16 protein-coding genes are annotated in these 18,193 nt (G+C 66.1%); 8 read left to right on the forward strand and 8 right to left on the reverse strand.

Annotated elements, in window-relative coordinates:
• Window positions 1-36: 36 nt before the first annotated feature.
• Together FHY50_RS09185 and FHY50_RS09190 are read right to left on the reverse strand one after the other, a co-directional pair.
• Entirely contained in the window at window positions 37-324 is a 288-nt protein-coding gene (locus FHY50_RS09185; RefSeq protein WP_337250270.1) for a UvrB/UvrC motif-containing protein, read from the reverse strand.
• Window positions 317-2,389, reverse strand: coding sequence for a catalase (locus FHY50_RS09190; protein WP_140048163.1), 2,073 nt, complete (start codon window positions 2,387-2,389; stop codon window positions 317-319). The genes FHY50_RS09185 and FHY50_RS09190 overlap by 8 nt, the downstream gene beginning before the upstream one ends.
• A 97-nt stretch (window positions 2,390-2,486) precedes the next feature.
• On the opposite strand from FHY50_RS09190, the gene trmB reads away from it, so the two are divergent.
• Complete coding sequence (gene trmB / locus FHY50_RS09195) at window positions 2,487-3,167, forward strand: tRNA (guanine(46)-N(7))-methyltransferase TrmB (RefSeq protein WP_140048164.1); 681 nt, start codon at window positions 2,487-2,489, stop codon at window positions 3,165-3,167.
• 233 nt (window positions 3,168-3,400) lie between these two features.
• Here the strand turns inward: trmB and FHY50_RS09200 are convergent, their stop codons facing one another.
• The 5 genes from FHY50_RS09200 to FHY50_RS09220 form a co-directional block, all read right to left on the reverse strand.
• Window positions 3,401-4,186, reverse strand: coding sequence for a Crp/Fnr family transcriptional regulator (locus tag FHY50_RS09200; RefSeq protein WP_140048165.1), 786 nt, complete (start codon window positions 4,184-4,186; stop codon window positions 3,401-3,403).
• A 28-nt stretch (window positions 4,187-4,214) separates the two neighbouring features.
• Window positions 4,215-5,411, reverse strand: coding sequence for a glutathione-independent formaldehyde dehydrogenase (locus FHY50_RS09205; RefSeq protein ID WP_244935317.1), 1,197 nt, complete (start codon window positions 5,409-5,411; stop codon window positions 4,215-4,217).
• A 151-nt stretch (window positions 5,412-5,562) separates the two neighbouring features.
• Entirely contained in the window at window positions 5,563-6,444 is an 882-nt protein-coding gene (locus FHY50_RS09210) for an aldo/keto reductase (protein WP_140048167.1), read from the reverse strand.
• A gap of 109 nt (window positions 6,445-6,553) precedes the next feature.
• Window positions 6,554-7,966, reverse strand: coding sequence for a putative bifunctional diguanylate cyclase/phosphodiesterase (locus FHY50_RS09215; protein ID WP_166745413.1), 1,413 nt, complete (start codon window positions 7,964-7,966; stop codon window positions 6,554-6,556).
• A gap of 338 nt (window positions 7,967-8,304) precedes the next feature.
• Window positions 8,305-9,300: a GlxA family transcriptional regulator gene (locus FHY50_RS09220; RefSeq protein ID WP_140048169.1), complete on the reverse strand. Its 996-nt coding sequence runs from the start codon at window positions 9,298-9,300 to the stop codon at window positions 8,305-8,307.
• A gap of 215 nt (window positions 9,301-9,515) precedes the next feature.
• Here FHY50_RS09220 and FHY50_RS09225 point away from each other — a divergent pair, with 215 nt between their 5' ends.
• Together FHY50_RS09225 and FHY50_RS09230 are read left to right on the forward strand one after the other, a co-directional pair.
• Window positions 9,516-11,264, forward strand: a complete 1,749-nt coding sequence (locus FHY50_RS09225; protein ID WP_140048170.1) for an FAD-dependent oxidoreductase — start codon at window positions 9,516-9,518, stop codon at window positions 11,262-11,264.
• A 73-nt stretch (window positions 11,265-11,337) separates the two neighbouring features.
• Window positions 11,338-11,898: a DsbA family protein gene (locus FHY50_RS09230; RefSeq protein ID WP_140048171.1), complete on the forward strand. Its 561-nt coding sequence runs from the start codon at window positions 11,338-11,340 to the stop codon at window positions 11,896-11,898.
• Window positions 11,899-11,943: 45 nt separating this feature from the next.
• Here FHY50_RS09230 and FHY50_RS09235 read toward each other — a convergent pair whose 3' ends face one another.
• Window positions 11,944-12,798: an MEDS domain-containing protein gene (locus FHY50_RS09235; protein WP_243846802.1), complete on the reverse strand. Its 855-nt coding sequence runs from the start codon at window positions 12,796-12,798 to the stop codon at window positions 11,944-11,946.
• A gap of 274 nt (window positions 12,799-13,072) precedes the next feature.
• Between FHY50_RS09235 and FHY50_RS09240 the strand changes: the two genes are divergently transcribed.
• Genes FHY50_RS09240 through FHY50_RS09260 form a run of 5 tightly spaced genes read left to right on the forward strand, consistent with a single transcriptional unit; the run spans window position 13,073 to window position 18,158 of the window.
• Complete coding sequence (locus FHY50_RS09240; protein ID WP_140048173.1) at window positions 13,073-13,750, forward strand: helix-turn-helix domain-containing protein; 678 nt, start codon at window positions 13,073-13,075, stop codon at window positions 13,748-13,750.
• 51 nt (window positions 13,751-13,801) lie between these two features.
• Window positions 13,802-14,098, forward strand: a complete 297-nt coding sequence (locus tag FHY50_RS09245; protein ID WP_244935318.1) for a putative quinol monooxygenase — start codon at window positions 13,802-13,804, stop codon at window positions 14,096-14,098.
• Window positions 14,099-14,122: 24 nt separating this feature from the next.
• The gene (locus tag FHY50_RS09250) at window positions 14,123-14,698 is read left to right on the forward strand and encodes a type 1 glutamine amidotransferase domain-containing protein (protein WP_140048175.1); all 576 of its coding nucleotides are present in this window, start codon (window positions 14,123-14,125) and stop codon (window positions 14,696-14,698) included.
• A complete protein-coding gene (locus tag FHY50_RS09255; protein WP_140048176.1) occupies window positions 14,695-17,277 on the forward strand; it encodes an excinuclease ABC subunit UvrA in 2,583 nt (860 codons plus the stop codon). The genes FHY50_RS09250 and FHY50_RS09255 overlap by 4 nt, the downstream gene beginning before the upstream one ends.
• Complete coding sequence (locus FHY50_RS09260; protein ID WP_140048177.1) at window positions 17,277-18,158, forward strand: hypothetical protein; 882 nt, start codon at window positions 17,277-17,279, stop codon at window positions 18,156-18,158. The genes FHY50_RS09255 and FHY50_RS09260 overlap by 1 nt, the downstream gene beginning before the upstream one ends.
• Window positions 18,159-18,193 lie beyond the last annotated feature (35 nt).

The raw sequence follows: 18,193 nt of genomic DNA on the forward strand, positions 1-18,193 counted from the left end.
GGACCGCCGCCGACGGCGACGGTCCTGCCGCTTCGATCAGCGGCTGCGGCCGCGCGTCATCGGGTCGGGTTTGGCGGGCCGCTTCCAGTCGCGGGGCGTGGCTGGCTTGGGGTGTTGCGATCCGATCCCCATCGCGCCCGGCTGCTGACGTTGAAGCCCGGCAAAATCGCCGCCGGCACTGCCCTGCCCCGCTTGCCGCAATAGAATCAGCCGGTTGCGCAGTGCTGCTGCGCGCTCGAAATCCTGCGCTTCTGCCGCTTCGCGCATCGCAGCATCGAGGCCGGCCTCGTCAAGACCGGCCCCGATATCACCGTCGTCAGGCAAGCGTGCGCACCTTCGGCTCCCGGTCATAGTAACGATGCTTGGCGGCATCGACGAACCCGCCGAGGTCGGTGACACCGCCGTCCGGCTCGACGCCCGCCTTATCGAGCAACGGCCTGGCCGCAGCGGACGCGCCGATCGCCTTTAGGTGACCGAACGCATCCATCACAAACTGCACCGCAGCGCCTTCTTTCAAGAGTGCCTTGCAACCCTCTTCGCCAAGGACGATCGCAACCGCGTCGAAAATCTGCGACGGCGACCCGGCAAGCTGGCCGTCCGCCTTGCGCACGCTGCCGTCGGACAGTTTCGCGCCGCCAACCTTGGGCGCGACCAGTACCGCCTTGCCCTTCGCGCTCTCGACCGCCGCGACCAGCGCGTCGATCTCACCCGCATCGCTGCCGTCGGCGATGAGGATGCCGACCGCGCGGCCTTCGAGTGTCGCCTTCATGTTCTTGTGGATCGACAGCGCGTCCGACGGGTCCATATCGACCGGCTCGCGCGCCGCGTCGTTCCTTTCGGGCAAGTCGATCCCCAGCCCATCGGCAACCCGCTTGGCAAGCTCCTCGTCGACATTGCGCAGGTTGCCGACCATGCGCGGCGGCACCTGATCGAGCAGCCCGACCTTGGACAGCTCGAACACAAACGACGAGGCGATATGCGCCTGCTCATGCGCGTCCTGCGACCGGTAGAACAGCCGCGCCTGGCTGTAGTGATCGGCAAAGAGTTCGGCTCGCACGCGCAGCTTTTCGCCCTGCTCGTCTGGCCCCGTCGCGGCGTTGGTCGTGACGAAGCCGCGCTCGGCGCTTTCGCGCGGACCACCTTCCTCGCCATGTGCGGCGAGGCTGTTGGGCTCGTAATTGGCGCGACCCTTGGGCACCTGCGTCTGCATCTTGCCGTCGCGCTGAAAATTGCCGAACGGGCAGCGCGGGGCGTTGATCGGGATCTGGTGGAAGTTGGTGGTGCCCAGCCGGGAGTTCTGCGTGTCGAGATAGCTGAACAGCCGTCCCTGCAGCAGCGGGTCGTTCGAGAAATCGATCCCCGGCACGATGTTGCTCGGCAGGAATGCGACCTGCTCGGTCTCGGCGAAGAAATTGTCAGGATTGCGGTTGAGCGTCAGCGTGCCGATGATCCGCACCGGCACGTCGTCCTCCGGGATCAATTTGGTCGCGTCGAGCACGTCATAGGGCTGCGCTTCGGCGAAGGCTTCGTCGAAAACCTGGATGCCGAGGTCCCATTGCGGAAAATCGCCGGTGTCGATCGCTTCCCACAAGTCGCGGCGCTGATAGTCGTTGTCCGCCGCCTGCAGCTTCAACGCCTCGTCCCAGATCGTCGATTGCAGTCCGAGCCTCGGCTTCCAGTGGAACTTGACGAACGACGCCTTGCCTTGCGCATTGACCAGCTTGAACGTGTGGACGCCAAACCCTTCCATCATCCGAAACGAACGCGGCAGGGTGCGATCGGACATCGCCCACATCAGCATGTGCGTCGTCTCGGGCATCAGGCTCGCCCAGTCCCAGAAGGTATCGTGCGCGCTGCCGGCCTGGGGATAGGCGCGGTCGGCCTCCATCTTCACCGAATGGACGAGGTCGGGAAACTTGAGCGCGTCCTGGATGAAGAACACCGGGATGTTGTTGCCGACCAGATCCCAATTGCCTTCGCGGGTGTAAAATTTGACGGCGAACCCGCGCACGTCACGCGGCGTGTCGACCGACCCCGCGCCGCCCGCGACGGTCGAGAAGCGCACGAACACCTCGGTTTTCGCGCCCTTGGTGAACACCGCGGCCCGCGACAGGTCGGAAATATCGTCGGTCGCCTCGAACACGCCATGCGCACCCGATCCGCGGGCATGGACGATACGCTCGGGAATCCGTTCGTGATCGAAATGGAAGATCTTCTCGCGCAGCACGAAATCCTCAAGCAGCGTCGGCCCGCGCGCGCCCGATTTCAGGCTGTTCTGGTTGTCGAAGATCGGTACGCCGTGATTGGTCGTCAGCACCGCGGCATCGCCCTGCGCCTGCTGGTGCGTCTCACCGCCATGTCCTTGATTCGTCTTGAAAGCTTCGGTCATCAAAAATGCTCCTGGGTTCGGACAGTGAACCATCGGCACGCGCATCGGGGTCCGACAGGATTTGAACCTTTCTCGATCGCTGCCTATGGGGCGCTCGATGAACGATCCCACCACCATCCGCCGGCTCTATGGCCGCCGCCAGGGTCACAAGCTGCGCCACGGCCAGGCCGCGCTGGTCGAGGAGTTGCTGCCGCGCGTGGCGATTCCCGACAACGGCCCGCTCGACGCAGCGACGCTGTTCGGCGGCGACCGCCCTATGGAGTTCGAGATCGGCTTTGGCGCCGGCGAGCACCTCGCCGCGCAGGCAGCGGCGCGGCCGGGCACCGGGTTCATCGGTTGCGAACCGTTTCTCAACGGCGTGGTCGGTGCGTTGTCGCACATCCGCGATGGCCGGCTCGACAATGTCCGGCTCTATATGGGCGACGCGCTGCAGGCGCTCGAACGGGTGCCCGACGCCAACCTCGACCGGCTCTACCTTCTCCACCCCGATCCCTGGCGCAAAGCGCGGCACGCCAAGCGGCGCATGGTCAACCACGGTCCGCTCGACCTCATCGCCGCCAAGCTGAAGCCCGGCGGCGAGTTCCGTCTTGGCACCGACGATCCGACCTATTGCCGCTGGTCGATGATGGTGATGACGGCGCGGCGCGATTTCGACTGGCTGGCAGGGAGTGCGCAGGACTTCCTGACCCGGCCCGACGACTGGCCGGAGACGCGCTACGAACGCAAGGCGCGGCGGCAGGGCCACGAGGTGTGGTACATGACCTACCGCCGCCGTTGACGCGCAAGCGAGCGATATCGCCGTCGTCCGCACTCTATCGCACCATGATATCTGGCATCTTTTCTGCGATGTCGTGATTAGCTTCGCCTCGCCGGGATACCGCGTACACGTTGCCTTGCGACCGTTCGGCACACAGCCGAGACAGTGCAAGATGGGAATGACGGGCGCAGACATGCGTCGCGCGTTGCGCGCAAGCATATTCCTCGCGAGCTCGCATGCGGTAATATTCCCGGTCAGAGCGGGTCATAGCCGCTCGCTTCGCCATATTCCTCATCTTCTGCATCGAAACCTGCAGCGGCGCGAAGGCGACCGATATCCGGGATGAAAGCGCTCCGTCTGCTGAGCGTCAGCAGTCCCTCGCTTCTGAGCTTCTGAAGCGTGCGATTGACGTGAACGGGCGTCAGCCCGAGAACATCGGCGACCTGCTCCTGTGTGAGGGGACATGCGAAAGTATCGCCCGCTACGCGTCCTGATCGATCGAGACGCGCGTGGAGTTCGGCGAAAAGATGCGCGATCCTCGTCCGAGCGTCGCGGCGCCCCAGACTCACCAGACGGGCGCGCAGCATACGCAGTTCGGCCTCACGCGCGCGTGCCTTCATGTGTTGAAGGGCCTTTGCGGCATATCCCTGCAGACAACCCTCGCTGAGGATCATCACGCGCGCCGCGCCGCATGCGATGGTCTCCCGACGCGCGAACATGGCTGCCGGGATGAGATCGCCGGGGACCAGCACGTCCGTGATCTGGCGGGCACCGTTGCGAAGGATGTGCTCGCGATAGGCCCAACCATCGGCGAGGCGGCAGAGATACTCGGCCGGCCGTGGGCCGACCGCGATAGGTTGCCGATCGCCGAAGGTCACCATTTCGACGATCATGTCGGCTGCCGCGCCGGGCAAGATGTCCCGGTCGATGCCACCGGCGCTTACCGACCGCGACGATGCGATCGGTAAAGCAGCGGAGTGAAGGCCCCCCAGGCGGGCGGGGCGCACGATGTGAGCGTTCATCGCTTCGTCCTCGGTCATGGAATCAGGGGTTCGATTGCCGGGAAGCTCAGCCGGCGGACTGCGAACGATCGCCGGTCCCCACCAGCCCGGTCATGCCGTGCGGATCGATCACGAACTTCTTGGGCGATCCGTCCCGGAAGACCTCATAGGCGTCGACCGCGTCGTCCAGCGATATGACCTCGGTGTTCAGAAGCGGCGTCAGATAGGGCATGCGGTCCCACAGGATCGCCATCATCAGCTCGCGATTATAGCGCATCACGGGGCACTGGCCGGCGGTAAAGCTCGGCGACTTCACCCAGGCGCCGGGAAATCCCAGCGCCATCAGCCCCTGCTTGTTGAGATCGGTGGGCGCGCCGGGGTCCTGATCGGTGTAGACGCCCGGAATGCCCATTGCGCCAGCGGGCCGGATCACCTCCATCATCGTGTTGATGACGGCTTCCTCGACATTGTGCGAGCAGCCGTTCGGCCCGTTGCCATGGCATTCGAGCCCGACGCAATCGACCGCCGCATCGACCCACCGCGAGCCGGTGCCCAGGATCGCCTCGATCTGGTCGGCGACGGGCGTGGCGCTTGACGGGTCGACCACTTCGTACCCTGCCTGCGTAACCAGTTCGCGCCGTGCCGGATTGGAATCGCCGACGATGATGCACGATGCGCCGAGCAGTTGCGCGCTGGCGGCGGCGCATCGCCCCACCGGCCCGGCGCCCGCGATATAGACGGTGGAGCCGGTGCCTACTCGCGCCTCGACACAGCCATGATAGCCGGTGGGCAGAATGTCGGAGAGCAGGGTGAGGTCTCGGATCTTCTCCATCGCCTGATCGCGATCCAGAAATCGCAGCAGCTGGAAGTCGGCCCAGGGCACCAGCATATATTCGGCCTGGCCGCCCTGCCAGCCGCCCAGATTGAAGCCGTAGGCGCCGCAAAAGCCCAGTTCCTCGTTGGCGTTGAGGCAGACCTCGGTATGTCGTTCCCGGCAGTTGCGGCACGTGCCGCAGGCGACGTTGAAGGGCACCGAACAGATATCGCCGACCTTGACCCGTTCGACATGCGCGCCGACTTCAACCACCTCGCCGGTATTCTCATGGCCCATCAGCATGCCTCCAGGGGCTGCAAAGCGGCCATTGTAGATGTGCAGATCGCTGCCGCAGATGTTCGTCGTCACGATCTTGAGGATGACGCCGTGTTCGATCTTCCTACCCTGCGGGTCCTGGAGTTTTGGATAGTCCTGGTTCTGCAGCGCCATCTTGTGGGGCTCCAAGAACGTGATGGCGCGATTGCCTGCTGGCATGACTTGACTCCTCGATCTGGCACGATGCCCCGCTTTGATCGAGAGTAAGCTGTCGGAATCGCCGCGCCTTGACGGTCGTCAATCGGGAAACAGAACCATGGCACCGTCACAGCATCGGCAGGCTGCGGGGGCGTGGACCGCGCGGGAACGCGGCGTCGATGCGGTCGATCTCGGCCGGCGACAGTGCGATGGCGGCTGCCCCGGCATTCTCCTCGACATGCGCGATCGTCGAAGCTTTGGGAATCGCGAACACCGCGGGGCGACTGAGCAGAAACGCCAGCGCGATCTGGCGTGCGGTGGCGTCGTGCGCCTCGGCGATCTCGGCAAGCAGGCGGCCGCCCGACGTGGCCGGTCCGGGAAAGTCGCCATGCCCGAACGGGCTGTAGGCGGTGACGGCCAGGCCGTGCTGCTCGCACCACGGCAACACGCGATGTTCGACCGCGCGTTCCTGCAGATGGTAGAGCACCTGGTTGCAGACGAGTTCCGATCCGCCGGCGATCCGCCATGCCTCCGCTAGGTCCGGCGCGTCGAAGTTGCTGACGCCGTAGGAGAGGATCTTGCCCGCATCACGCAGCGCCTCGAACGCCGCGAAGGTTTCTTCCAACGGGTATAATCCGCGCCAGTGCAGCAAATAGCAATCCAGCCGGTCGGTCTTGAGGCGCGCGAGCGAGCGCTCGCAGGCGATCATCGTTCCCCTGCGGGAGGCGTTCTGCGGCAGCACCTTGGAAACCAGGAACAGTTCGTCGCGCCTGCCCGCAATGGCGTCGCCGACCAGCGTCTCGGCAGCGCCGGCGCCGTACATCTCGGCCGTATCGATATGGTTCATTCCCAGGTCGATGCCGCGTCGCAATGCCGCGATCACGGCGGTCGGGTCGCCGTCCTCGATATACCAGGTGCCTTGCCCGATGGTGCCGATGTTCCGCTGCAGCGGACCAAATGGCCGTTGCGGGACGCCCGACTCGGCGCGGCGCGGAGTTTCATGCGGCATGGCAGCCTCCGTTGCGGCGCAGGATGCGCGCATGGTCACGCCATGATACCGGCTGTCGCGATCTTTACGAATTGATCCCCGTCAATGCGATGGCAACACGCGGTCGACGCTAGGCGCAGTTCCCGTCGAGCTGGGTCAGCAAGCGCCGCGCACTCCATCCCTCGCGCAGGATCAGGCCGCGGTCGAGCAGAGTGTGGAACTCGGATTCGTCCATTGGCTGGGCAAAGAGATAGCCCTGGCCGATCGAGCAGCCGAGGGTGCGCATGATTGCGCGCTCGGTCTCGGTTTCGATCCCCTCCGCGACGACACGGATGTCCAGCGCCGCCCCGAGCTTGACGATGGTTTCCACGATGACCCGCTTGGCGGCGCTATGCGCGACGCCGTGCACGAAGCTGCGATCGATCTTGATCTCGCTCATCGGGAAATTCTCGAGATAGCGCAGGTTGGAATAGCCGGTCCCGAAGTCGTCGATCGAAAGCCCGACGCCGAGGAAGCGGAGCTCTGCGAACGCTGCGCGAATGTGCGCGGGTTCATCGATCATGAGATTTTCGGTGAGCTCCAAGGTCAGCCAATCGGCTCGGCACCCGGTTTCGTCGATGATCTGGGCGACAAAGCGCGCCATGTCGCGTTGCGTGAACTCCAGCACCGATGCGTTGAAGGCGAAACGGATCGGCACGCGGCGGTCGCAATTGATCCGTGCCGCGAGCGTCGCCAGCGTTCGCAGGCCCCAGGCGCCGATGTCGAGGATGATGCCGGTTTCCTCGGCGATGCCGATGAACCGGCTTGGCGGCTGCAGGCCGAACGTCGGGTGGTTCCACCGCAACAGCCCCTCCGCGCCGACCAGATCGCCGGTGCCGAGATCGAATTGCGGCTGATAGTGAAAGAGGAGTTCCTGGTTCGAGATGGCGGTCTGCAATTCGCCGGCAAGGCGCAGGCGGTTGCGGGCTTCGCGTTCGTCCGCCGCCGCAAAGGCGCGCGGCTCGTGGCACGCGGTTCCCTTCGATCGCTGAAGCGCCGCGCCAGCCTGCCGGACGAGCTGGAGTGGATCGCCGCTGACGCAATCGGTCGCGAAGCCGGCGGCGAACTGCACCGTCAACGACGCCCCGGGAAGCAGGAAGCGCGGCTTCATCAGATCCACGACATTGTCGACCATTGCGCCGGCGAAGCTCGGATCGTCGATCTCGAAGGCGAGCGCGAAGACGTTGCCGTCGGTCCGCGCCACGGCGAGCGCGGGCAGCGTCGACAGCCGCGCGGCGGCCGCGCACAGCAGGGCATCGCCGATATCATAGCCGAAGCCGCTGTTCACGTCGTTGAAGCGAAGGATATCGACCTTGACGATCAGCAGCGTCGTCGCCGTCAGGCGATCGATCGCCGCCAGCCGATCAAGCAGTCCATAACGGTCGAGCAGGCCGGTCAGGCGATCGACGCTTGCGAGGGACGGCGCTTCCGGGATCAGGACCGCGGAAGCGATCGCAGGGAGCGCGGTTTGCGTCGCGCGCTTGCCATGCAACGACGACCGCATCGGTTTGCACACCGTGCGCGGACTTGGATACCGACCGCCACGCATTATCGCCCTCCGGCCCCTGCGGTGTGACGTCGGGCCCGGCCACCAGGCGGCGCGTCGCCGATCCGGCATTTATCCCCATATATCGTCGGCATCTCGTGCTCGGCCTTCCGATGGCTTCCGGCCGCGGGCGGGTGTCGCTACCCTGTGCAGCGCACCTTGGCGTGCCGGCGCAGCGGCCGTGCCCGATCAAAGCTCGCTTCTCGACCCGTGGCAGGAGCAGATTAGATGATGTCGCCTCCGGTCCGGATGATGGAACTTGGGCGCACCCGCTTCAACGCCGACAGCGCGACACTTCAGGACAAAGCGGCGTCACTTTCATCATGCCTGGCGCCCATGCCGGTCGTCTGGAACCGCCGGCGATAGTCGAGCGGCGTGAGGTTCAGCCTGCGCAGGAAGGCGCGCCTCAGCGTCGCGGTCGATCCGAAGCCCGCGGCATGGGCGATCATCTTCAGGGGAGCGGCGCCGTCTTCGAGCAGATGGCGGGCGATGTCGATCCGGGTAAGCTCGACATAATCGGCCGGGCGCAGGCCCAGATCGGCGTGGAACAGCCGCGACAAATGGCGCGGACTGACGCGGGCCGCCCCCGCCAGCGCCGCCAGGCCGAGGTCGGCGCCAGGGTGTTCGAGGATATGCAGCCTGACCCGGTCGATCGGGCTGCTTCCCGCCGCTTGCGCCGTCAGCGCCGTACTGAACTGCGACTGTCCGCCGGGCCGCTTCAGAAACACCACCAGCCGACGGGCCACCCAAAGCGCCAGATCGCGCCCGTGATCCTCCTCGATCAGTGAAAAGGCGAGGTCGATCGCCGCGGTTACCCCGGCCGAACTGAACACCGGCCCGTCGCGGACGAAGATGCGGTCGGGTTCGACGAGGATATCGGGATGCTCGGCGGCGAGGCGCTCGGCATATTGCCAGTGGGTGGTGACGCGCCGCCCCGCCAACAGCCCGGCGCGCGCCACGAGGAAAGCGCCCGTGCAGGTCGAGCCGTAGCGCCGCGCCTGCGCCGCCTGTTCGCGCAGCCACCGGTTCACGTCGTCGCTCTGCTGCGCCGGCTCGCCATAGGGACCGGCGACGATCAGCGTGTCAGCGGGCTCGCTCGCGTCGTGTATGCCGACATCGGGAACGAATCGCACGCCCGACGCCGCCGCGGCGACGGTTCCATGTTCGGTCACTAGTTGGACGCGGTACGGCGACCCGGGGCGCATCTTGCAGTTCGCCTCGAACAGCGCATCGCACACGCCGGCGATCTCGAGCAGATGAACATTGTCAGGGACAAAGATCGTCACCAGCATGATACGCCCTCCGCTTCATCCCCTATGGTAATCCTCTCTCCTGCGGATTGCTGGAAAATCCGTTAGCCTCGGCCGTCAGGTGTCTGCCGTTCCCCGGGTTGGCTCGGCAGGTGTCGTCGCACCTCCATCCTGTCGCGGCTCGCCGCTCCCCGCCTTGACGACCGTCATTCCGTGCGCCGCGAGAGCGGCGCATGATGTCCGGCGGGAGACGTGCGATGGCGGCGCCGGCAACGAAGATGATCGAGAACCGGCGCGAGCAGATCCTGCCCGTCCTTTCACAAAGCGAGCGCGAGCGGCTCAAGCGCTTCGGCGACATCGCGCATTTCGCCAAGGGGCAGTACCTCGCGACCACTGGCGAAAACGTGCCCGGCATGTACGTGATCCTGTCCGGCCACGTCGTGGTGCGCGAGCGGCACGGCGTCGCGGACAGCGATCTCACCCGGCTCGATCCGGGTATGTTCCTTGCCGACATGGCGCAGCTGGCGGGTCAACCGTCGCTGGTCGATGCGATCGCGGAAGAAGCCGTCGAGGCCATTTTGGTGCCGAGTCACCGCTTGCGCGCGCTCGTCGTCACCGATGCCGCTCTAGGGGAAACGATCATGCGCGCGCTGATCCTGCGCCGCGCGCTGCTGCTAGATCTCGGCGCCGGCGGGCTCGTGCTGGTCGGGCGTCGCAGTTTGGGCAGGATCGTGCGGTTGCAGAACTTCCTGCTGCGCAACGCCTTTCCGCACCAGCTCCTCGATCCGGAAGAGCATGGCGAGGCAGACGACATGCTCCACCGATTCAACATCACCCCCGACAAGCTGCCGGTGGTGATCTGCCCGTCGGGCGAAGTGCTGATCGATCCCGACGAAGCGGCTGTCGCGCGCTGCATCGGCTTGCTGCACGATATCGATCCGGCGCAGATCTATGATCTGGCGATCGTCGGTGCAGGTCCGTCCGGCCTCGCGGCGGCGCTCTACGCGTCGTCGGAAGGGCTGCGCGTGCTGCTGCTGGAAAGCAGCGTGTTCGGCGGGCAGGCGGGAGCATCCGCTAGGATCGAGAATTACCTGGGCTTTCCGACCGGCATCTCGGGCCGGGCGCTGGCCGGCCGCGCCTATGCCCAGGCGCAGAAGTTCGGGGCGGAGATGCTGCTGGCGGCCCGTGCCGCCGGGCTGGAGGGCTACGACGCCGCGCGCCTCCGACTGACAGTCGCCGACAACCAGCCGGCCACCGCGCGCGCGATCGCCATCGCTACCGGCGCGCGCTACCGCCGGCCGGCGATCCCCGGCATCGAGCGGTTCGAGGGGTCGTGCCTGCATTACTGGGCGACGCCGGTCGAGGCCCGGCTGTGCCACGGCGAAGAGATCGTGCTCGTCGGCGGCGGCAACTCCGCCGGGCAGGCCGCAGTCTATCTCTCCGGGCAGGTACGATGCGTGCGCATGCTGGTCCGCGGCAAGAGTCTCGCGGAATCGATGTCGCGCTACCTGATCGATCGGATCGAGGCCATTCCCAACATCGACCTGCGGTTGCAGGCGACCGTCACCGGCCTGAAGGGAAGCGCAGGGCAGCTGCGCGAAGTCACGTGGCACGAGGAAGCGACCGGGCGCGACCTGAGACGCCCCATCCGCCACCTGTTCGTGTTCATCGGCGCGGATCCGGGCACGGAATGGCTGCAAGGATCGGGCGTCCGGCTCGACAATCGCGGCTTCATCATGACCGGGGACCAGCTCGCCGAAGGCCGCCGTCAGTTCGAGACCAGCCTCGACGGCGTGTTCGCGATCGGCGACGTGCGTTCGGGGTCGACCAAGCGCGTCGCCGCGGCGGTTGGCGAGGGCGCGCAGCTGGTGCAGATCATCCACGGATATCTGGAGGAGGGGGCGGCCCGGGATCGTGAAGAGTCGGTGTCGCGGCGCGCGATAGGACCGCCGGCGCCTGCCGAAGCAGGACGAGGACCGCGCCTGTCGCCAAGCCGCCGGAAGTGACGACGGTCAAGGCTTAACGCGGAATCGACGCCCAAGGTACTGGACGCAAATTCGCTCGGGAGGAGTCCAGCTCATGCAGACGATTCTGCCGCCGCTATCGATCGAGGATCATGTTCGGGGTGACCCGAATGCCACCGTCACGCTGATCGAATATGGCGACTATCAATGTCCGTATAGCGCCTTGGCCGAACCGGTGATCACCCAGATCCTGCGGCGGCATGCCGGCGTGCGGCAAGCCTTCCGTCATTTTCCGCTGGTGAGTATTCACGACCTGGCGAAACTTGCCGCCGAAACGGCGGAGTTTGCCGCACATCGTGGCGGTTTCTGGCCGATGCACAAGGCGCTCATGGCGCAATCCGCAAGGCTCAGCATCCCGTTGCTCCTGCGCCTCGCCAGCGAACGGGGGCTTTCGCCGGACGCGCTGCAGGACGCGCTGTTCAGCGGCAGGTTCGCGGCAAAGGTCGGGCATGATTTCGCGCGTGGCATGCTGAAAAGCGTCGATGGCACGCCGACGCTCTTCATCAACGGCAAACGCTATGTCGGGCCGATGACGATTGGCGCCTTGGGCGCAGCGGTCGATGCCGCGCGTGGTTCGACAATCCCGGTGAAGCCGCGATTGCGTGTCGTGGCTTGACACCTTGTCGGTCTCCAGCGTCGCCGGGAGCCGAGAGTTTCGTTGCTAATGGTTTGCAGCGCGAAGGCCGCCGGGGGTATGCCGCTTGACGGCCATCAGTGGCGCCGCGGGCAATGCAAGCGTCAGCAGCCTTATCGCTTCGACCATGGTGCGCACGCCCAGGCGCCTTACGGCACGCTCGCGGTGGACCTCGATCGTGCGGACGCTGAGGCCGAGTTCGAAGGCAATGCTTTTGGTCGCAACGCCGTCGGCGACCATCGAAAGGACCTGCTGTTCGCGCGGAGACAGCGATGCGACGCGGCTGGCGCCATCGAGCGCATCGGGGCTGTCATTGGTCAGGTGGGTCTCGATCACCGACCATCGGTCGTTTTGCCTTGCCAGCGCAACTTCATGTGCGCGAACGACGTCGAGAATGTCCCCCGCCTTGCACGCGGAAAGCGGGTAGGTGCACAAAAGCGAGATCGGCTTGTCCGCGATCACCTCGTTCAAATAATTCTCATATTCCATGAACGCCTGCCAATCGCGCTGCTGCAGCCAGCAGGTGTGACCGCTGGCGGACAAGCCGGCATGATTATGGGCCAGGGCCTCAGCCAGTTTCTCGTGCCATAGCGCCACCATCGACCCGCCTTCGAAGCCGTCGCCTTGCAGATACATGTCGGTGGCGGAATGCAGTTCGACGCCCTGGCGCGCAAGCGGATCGGCATTCATGCCGTCGGGCTTGACCCACAGGCACTGGTCGCCTCGCCGCGCACCGGCGGCGCAGAACTGGCTGACCAGGTCTAGCAGGTCGTCCTCGGTCTCATAAAAGGCGCAAATGTGCGTCCCGTGGCAGATGGCCGCCAACACCGCATCATAGGGCGGCTCTGCCCCAACGGGCTTCGGCTCTTTGCTCTGCGGCATCAAGGGGCAACCAATGCGCTGGTGTCGCGATTTCGCGACGGACTTTACGGTATCAGTCTTTAGGGGGGCTGGCGCGTGATATCTTCACGAGCGGCCAAGTATTTCTCGAAACCGTTCCGACGACCGTGCGTGATGCCCCCGGGCAGGCTAGCGACGCCCCTTCGTGGTCTCACGCATCGCGGTCCGGTGTGAAAATCCATGTAGTGGAATCCACAAATGGCTGCAGGCACGTTCGTCGTGCAACGTGTTCCTGACACATCGCAGCGAGGGACCTATGCAAGACACGATCGAATGCGCATCGCTCTTCGCATCCCAGCAGCGCCCGAACCAGCCGCAAAGCGAGGCCGGCGCGGCGATGATGGCAGCCGGACGCGCGTCCCGATGGCGGCGCAACCAAGCGTGCGACGCCGTGATCGCGCGGGGTGCCGTGGCCTGCATCGGCACGGGCGCGGTCCGCAAGTTCGCGCTGCGTCCCAACGGTCAACGGCAGATCATCGATCTTGCGCTTGCCGGGGACTATGTGGGATTCGCGCCGGCGGATCCGGGTTTCTTTTTTGAGGCGGTCTCCAATGACACGGTAATCCTGTCGTTCACGCGCGAACAGATCGACGGGCTTGTCGCGCGGTTCCCGGCAATTGCCGCGCTGATGCAGCGCTGCACCGCCGACGCGATCCGCCGGCTCGAACATCACCTGCTGGTCCAGAACCGCATGACGGCACGGGAGAAGGTGAGCGCGTATCTGGCGGAGATGTCGCACCGTATCGAACGCCGCGGCACCAACGCGATCGTGCTGCCGATCACCCGCTATGATATCGCCGACCATCTCGGGATCGCCGTGGAGACTGTGAGCCGCACGATGACGGTGCTGTGCCAGCGCGGATCGATCACGCTCAGGACCCCGCGCGTCGTCGAAATCCGCGATCCGTCGATGCTCTCCGAAACCGAGTGCTGACGACCGTCGATAGACCAATGAGCAGAGGAGAGTCCCAAGATGACAACCGAAGTGAGCAAAGCGCTTTTCGTGCGGCTCGAGGCGCTCCCCGGCAAGGCGGACGACCTGCGCAGTTTCTTGAACAAGGGGCTGTCGATCGTCGAGGGGGAGCCGAAGACCGTCAGGTGGTTCGCGATCCAGTTCGGACCGTCAACCTTCGGCATCTTCGACGCCTTCCCCGACGAGGACGGGCGCCAGGCGCACCTGTCCGGTGATGTCGGGAAAGCGCTTGGTGAGAACACCGGTGTACTCTTCGAACCGCCGACGATCGAATATGTCGATGTCGTCGCGGAGAAGCAGCCCGCTTAGGCCAGCAATTATGGGAGACCGAAGATGGCGAACGAGACTCTGGACGGCCTGAAGGTCGCAATCCTGGTGACCGACGGCTTCGAGCAGGTCGAGATGACCGAGCCACGCAAGGCACTCGATGAGGCGGGCGCCAAGACCCGGCTCGTGTCGCCCAAGGACGGCAATGTGAAGGCCTGGGACTTCACCGATTGGGGCGAGACATTCCCGGTGGACTTGGCGCTCGGCGAAGCTCGCCCGGAAGATTTCGACGCGCTGTTGCTGCCGGGCGGCGTCATCAATCCCGACACGCTGCGGACGCTGCCCGACGCGATCGCCTTCGTGAAGGCGTTCTTCGACGCGGGGAAGCCGGTCGCCTCGATCTGCCACGGACCCTGGACCATCATCGAGGCGGGCGCCGCGCGCGGTCGGCGCATGACGTCGTGGCCGTCGCTGAAGACCGACCTGCAGAATGCGGGCGCGACATGGCTCGACGAGGAAGTCGTCGTCGATGGCGGTCTGGTCACCAGCCGCAAGCCCGCCGACATCCCGGCGTACAATCGGGCGGTCCTCGAGCTGTTTGGGAGCGCCCGCGCCGAACCGCGTGAGGCCACGGCCGAGTGACGTCGGAAGCGGGGCCGGCGTTCAAGGCCTCCGGCTTCGTCCGGGTCCGCGGTGCGCGCGAGCACAACCTCAAGAATGTCGATGTCGATATCCCGCGCGACGCGCTGGTCGTGTTCACCGGCGTGTCGGGATCGGGCAAGTCGTCGCTTGCCTTCTCCACCCTCTATGCCGAGGCGCAGCGGCGCTATCTGGAATCGGTCTCGCCCTACGCGCGCCGCCTGTTCCACCAGATGGAGGTGCCCGAGGTCGACGAGATCGAGGGCCTGCCGCCGGCGGTAGCGCTCCAGCAGCAGCGCGGATCGCCGACCACGCGCTCGTCGGTCGGGAGCGTCACCACGCTCTCCAACCTACTGCGCATGCTCTATTCGCGCGCCGGCGACTATCCGCCGGGCCAGCCGCTGCTGTACGCGGACAGCTTTTCGCCCAATACGCCCGACGGTGCGTGCCCGCGCTGTCACGGCCTCGGCCGGATTCACGAGGTCACCGAAGCCTCGATGGTGCCCGACCCGTCCAAGACGATCCGCGAGCGCGCGGTCGCCGCCTGGCCGATGGCGTGGGGCGGGCAGAACCTGCGTGACATCCTCATAAGCCTCGGCATCGACGTCGATATGCCGTGGCGCGACCTGCCCAGGAAGGTGCGCGACTGGATCCTGTTCACCGAGGAGCAGCCGCAGGTTCCGGTCTATCCCGGCTGGAGCCATGACGAGATCCAGCGTGCGATCCGCCGCAAGATCGAGCCCGCCTATATGGGCACCTTCTCGAGCGCGAAGCGGCACGTCACCCACAGCTATGCGACCACGCAGAGCGCGATGATGAAGAAGCGCGCCGCGCGCTTCATGATCGCGCGGGCCTGCCCGGTGTGCCACGGTAAGAGGCTGCGCAAGGAGGCCTTGTCAGTCCGGTTCGAGGGCCTCGACTTCGCCGAGATGAGTGGCCTGCCGATGGCGCACTTTTCGAAAATCTTCGCGCCTTATGCCGAGGCGAAGGCCGGCAAGCTCGACGCGCTGCGCAAGACCCATCCGGAAAAGGCGTTGGTGGTCGAGCGCATCGCCGGCGATCTGTGCCGCCGGCTGTCGGTGCTGCTTGATCTCGGGCTCGGCTATCTGACGCTCGAACGCAGCACGCCGACGCTGTCGCCGGGCGAACTGCAGCGGCTGCGGCTCGCGACGCAGGTCGTCTCCAACCTGTTCGGCGTCGTCTATGTCCTGGACGAGCCCTCGGCCGGGCTTCATCCCGCCGATACCGAGGCGCTGCTCCGCGCGCTCGACGGATTGAAGGCGGTCGGCAATTCGCTGTTCGTCGTCGAGCATGAGATGGACGTCGTTCGCCGCGCCGACTGGATCGTCGATGTCGGCCCCGCCGCCGGCGAACAGGGCGGCGAGATCCTCTACAGCGGCCCGACCGAGGGACTGCGCAAGGTCGCCGCATCGGAAACGCGGCGCCACCTGTTCGACGAAGGCGGCGGGATGCCGAGCCGGCAGCGCGAGCCCATCGGCTGGCTGCGGCTGGAGGGTGTTTCGCGCAACAATCTGCGGGCGATCGATTGCGCGATCCCGCTCGGCGTGATGACCACCGTCACCGGGATCTCCGGTTCGGGAAAATCGAGCCTGGTCAGCCAGGCGCTGGTCGAGCTGGTCGCCGGCGCGCTCGGCAGCCCCGTCGCGGCGGCGGAGGACCCCGATGCCGAAGCTGCACTCGAGGATCGCCCCGCGGACGTGACCGAGGGGAGGATCGTCGGCGGCCTCGACGGGATCAGGCGGCTGATCGAGGTCGATCAGAAGCCGATCGGCCGCACGCCGCGCTCCAACCTCGCGACCTATACCGGGCTGCTCGATCATGTCCGCGCATTGTTCGCGGCGACCCCCGAGGCCAGGAAGCGCCGCTACGACGCCGGCCGCTTCTCGTTCAACGTTGCCAAGGGCCGTTGCCCGCGCTGCGAGGGCGAGGGCTTCGTGATGGTCGAGCTGCTGTTCCTGCCGAGCGTCTATGCGCCGTGCCCGGTCTGCCACGGCAGCCGCTACAACCCCAAGACGCTCGAAATCCGATATCGCGGCAAGACGATCGCCGACGTGCTCGCGCTCACCGTCGAAGGCGCGTGGGAGTTCTTCGGCGATGCGCCGAACGTCTGCCGATCGCTCAAGGTGCTGCGCGAGGTCGGTCTCAATTACCTCCGCCTAGGCCAGCCGGCGACCGAATTTTCCGGCGGCGAGGCCCAGCGGGTGAAGCTCGCCACCGAATTGCAGCGGGCGCAGCGCGGCGGTGCGCTCTACGTGCTCGACGAGCCGACCACCGGCCTCCACCCGACCGACGTCGAACGCCTGCTCGGCCAGCTGAATGCGCTGGTCGATGCCGGCAACAGCGTGGTATTGGTGGATCACGACATGAAGGTCGCGGCGGCGAGCGACTGGGTGATCGATATCGGCCCCGGCGCCGGCGCCGAGGGCGGCCGGATCGTCGCGAGCGGCCCGCCGTCCAAGGTCGCCGCCAGCCGGGCGAGCCGGACCGCGCCCTATCTCGATCGCGCACTCGGCGGGGACGCTACTACTCCGACGAATCGACCCGCACGGGAGAGACTGTGATGACCGCACCGATCCGCATCTTGTTGCAGACCACCATCCCGACGATCGAGGATGACTGGCATATCGGCCGCTTCTCGATGCTGCGCGACTTGCTCGCCGCGCTCCGCGATGAGAATGGCGCGCCCATGATCCAGGTGACCGCGCGCGATCGCGACACTGCGACGGGCCCCGACGCCTTGCTCTCGACCATCGACCGGTCCGATTATGACGAGCTCTGGCTGTTCGCCGTCGACACCGGCGAGGGGCTCGACGCCGAGGACTGCGCGGCCATCGGGCGGTTCCGCCAGCGCGGCGGCGGGCTGATGGTCACGCGCGACCATGCCGATCTCGGATCGTCGGTCTGCACCTTGGGCGGTGTCGGGGCGGCGCATTATTTCCATTCCCGCAACCCCGAACCCGATCCCGATCGTCGGCAGATCGACGACGACGGGACCCCAACGATTTCCTGGCCCAACTATCACTCGGGATCGAACGGCGATTTCCAGCGGATCGAGATCGTCGGCGACCTTCATCCCGTCTTTGCGGACCCCGATGCGGCAGGCGGCGCGCTGCGTTACCTGCCCGCCCATCCGCACGAAGGCGCCGTGGGCGCTCCGGCCGACGATCCGAGCGCGCGGGTGATAGCCACCGGTAACAGCGCGCTGACCGGCCGCAAATTCAATATAGCGGTCGCGTTCGAGCCGTCCGAGGCGGGCGGCCCGGCGATCGCGCAGTCAACCTTCCACCATTTCGCCGACTATAACTGGGATCCGGCGGCAGGCGCCCCCAGCTTCGTCAGCGAGCCGCCGGGCGATGCGCTGCCCCGCACGCCCGAGGCGCGCCGATCGACCGAGCGCTACGTGCGCAACCTCGCCCTCTGGCTGGCCGGGCGAAGTGCCTGACGCGGCATCGCGGCATGCGGCCCCGGATCGGGGTG

Source organism: Sphingomonas japonica, from assembly GCF_006346325.1.
Lineage (GTDB): Bacteria > Pseudomonadota > Alphaproteobacteria > Sphingomonadales > Sphingomonadaceae > Sphingomonas > Sphingomonas japonica.

What these genes read in the sequence shown, in the direction of transcription:
- FHY50_RS09190 (WP_140048163.1), bottom strand. Translation starts at nt 2,389, where the DNA reads ATGACCGAAGCTTTCAAGACGAATCAAGGACATGGCGGTGAGACGCAC.
- trmB (WP_140048164.1), top strand. Translation starts at nt 2,487, where the DNA reads ATGAACGATCCCACCACCATCCGCCGGCTCTATGGCCGCCGCCAGGGT.
- FHY50_RS09200 (WP_140048165.1), bottom strand. Translation starts at nt 4,186, where the DNA reads ATGACCGAGGACGAAGCGATGAACGCTCACATCGTGCGCCCCGCCCGC.
- FHY50_RS09205 (WP_244935317.1), bottom strand. Translation starts at nt 5,411, where the DNA reads ATGGCGCTGCAGAACCAGGACTATCCAAAACTCCAGGACCCGCAGGGT.
- FHY50_RS09210 (WP_140048167.1), bottom strand. Translation starts at nt 6,444, where the DNA reads ATGCCGCATGAAACTCCGCGCCGCGCCGAGTCGGGCGTCCCGCAACGG.
- FHY50_RS09215 (WP_166745413.1), bottom strand. Translation starts at nt 7,966, where the DNA reads ATGCGGTCGTCGTTGCATGGCAAGCGCGCGACGCAAACCGCGCTCCCT.
- FHY50_RS09220 (WP_140048169.1), bottom strand. Translation starts at nt 9,300, where the DNA reads ATGCTGGTGACGATCTTTGTCCCTGACAATGTTCATCTGCTCGAGATC.
- FHY50_RS09225 (WP_140048170.1), top strand. Translation starts at nt 9,516, where the DNA reads ATGGCGGCGCCGGCAACGAAGATGATCGAGAACCGGCGCGAGCAGATC.
- FHY50_RS09230 (WP_140048171.1), top strand. Translation starts at nt 11,338, where the DNA reads ATGCAGACGATTCTGCCGCCGCTATCGATCGAGGATCATGTTCGGGGT.
- FHY50_RS09235 (WP_243846802.1), bottom strand. Translation starts at nt 12,798, where the DNA reads ATGCCGCAGAGCAAAGAGCCGAAGCCCGTTGGGGCAGAGCCGCCCTAT.
- FHY50_RS09240 (WP_140048173.1), top strand. Translation starts at nt 13,073, where the DNA reads ATGCAAGACACGATCGAATGCGCATCGCTCTTCGCATCCCAGCAGCGC.
- FHY50_RS09250 (WP_140048175.1), top strand. Translation starts at nt 14,123, where the DNA reads ATGGCGAACGAGACTCTGGACGGCCTGAAGGTCGCAATCCTGGTGACC.
- FHY50_RS09260 (WP_140048177.1), top strand. Translation starts at nt 17,277, where the DNA reads ATGACCGCACCGATCCGCATCTTGTTGCAGACCACCATCCCGACGATC.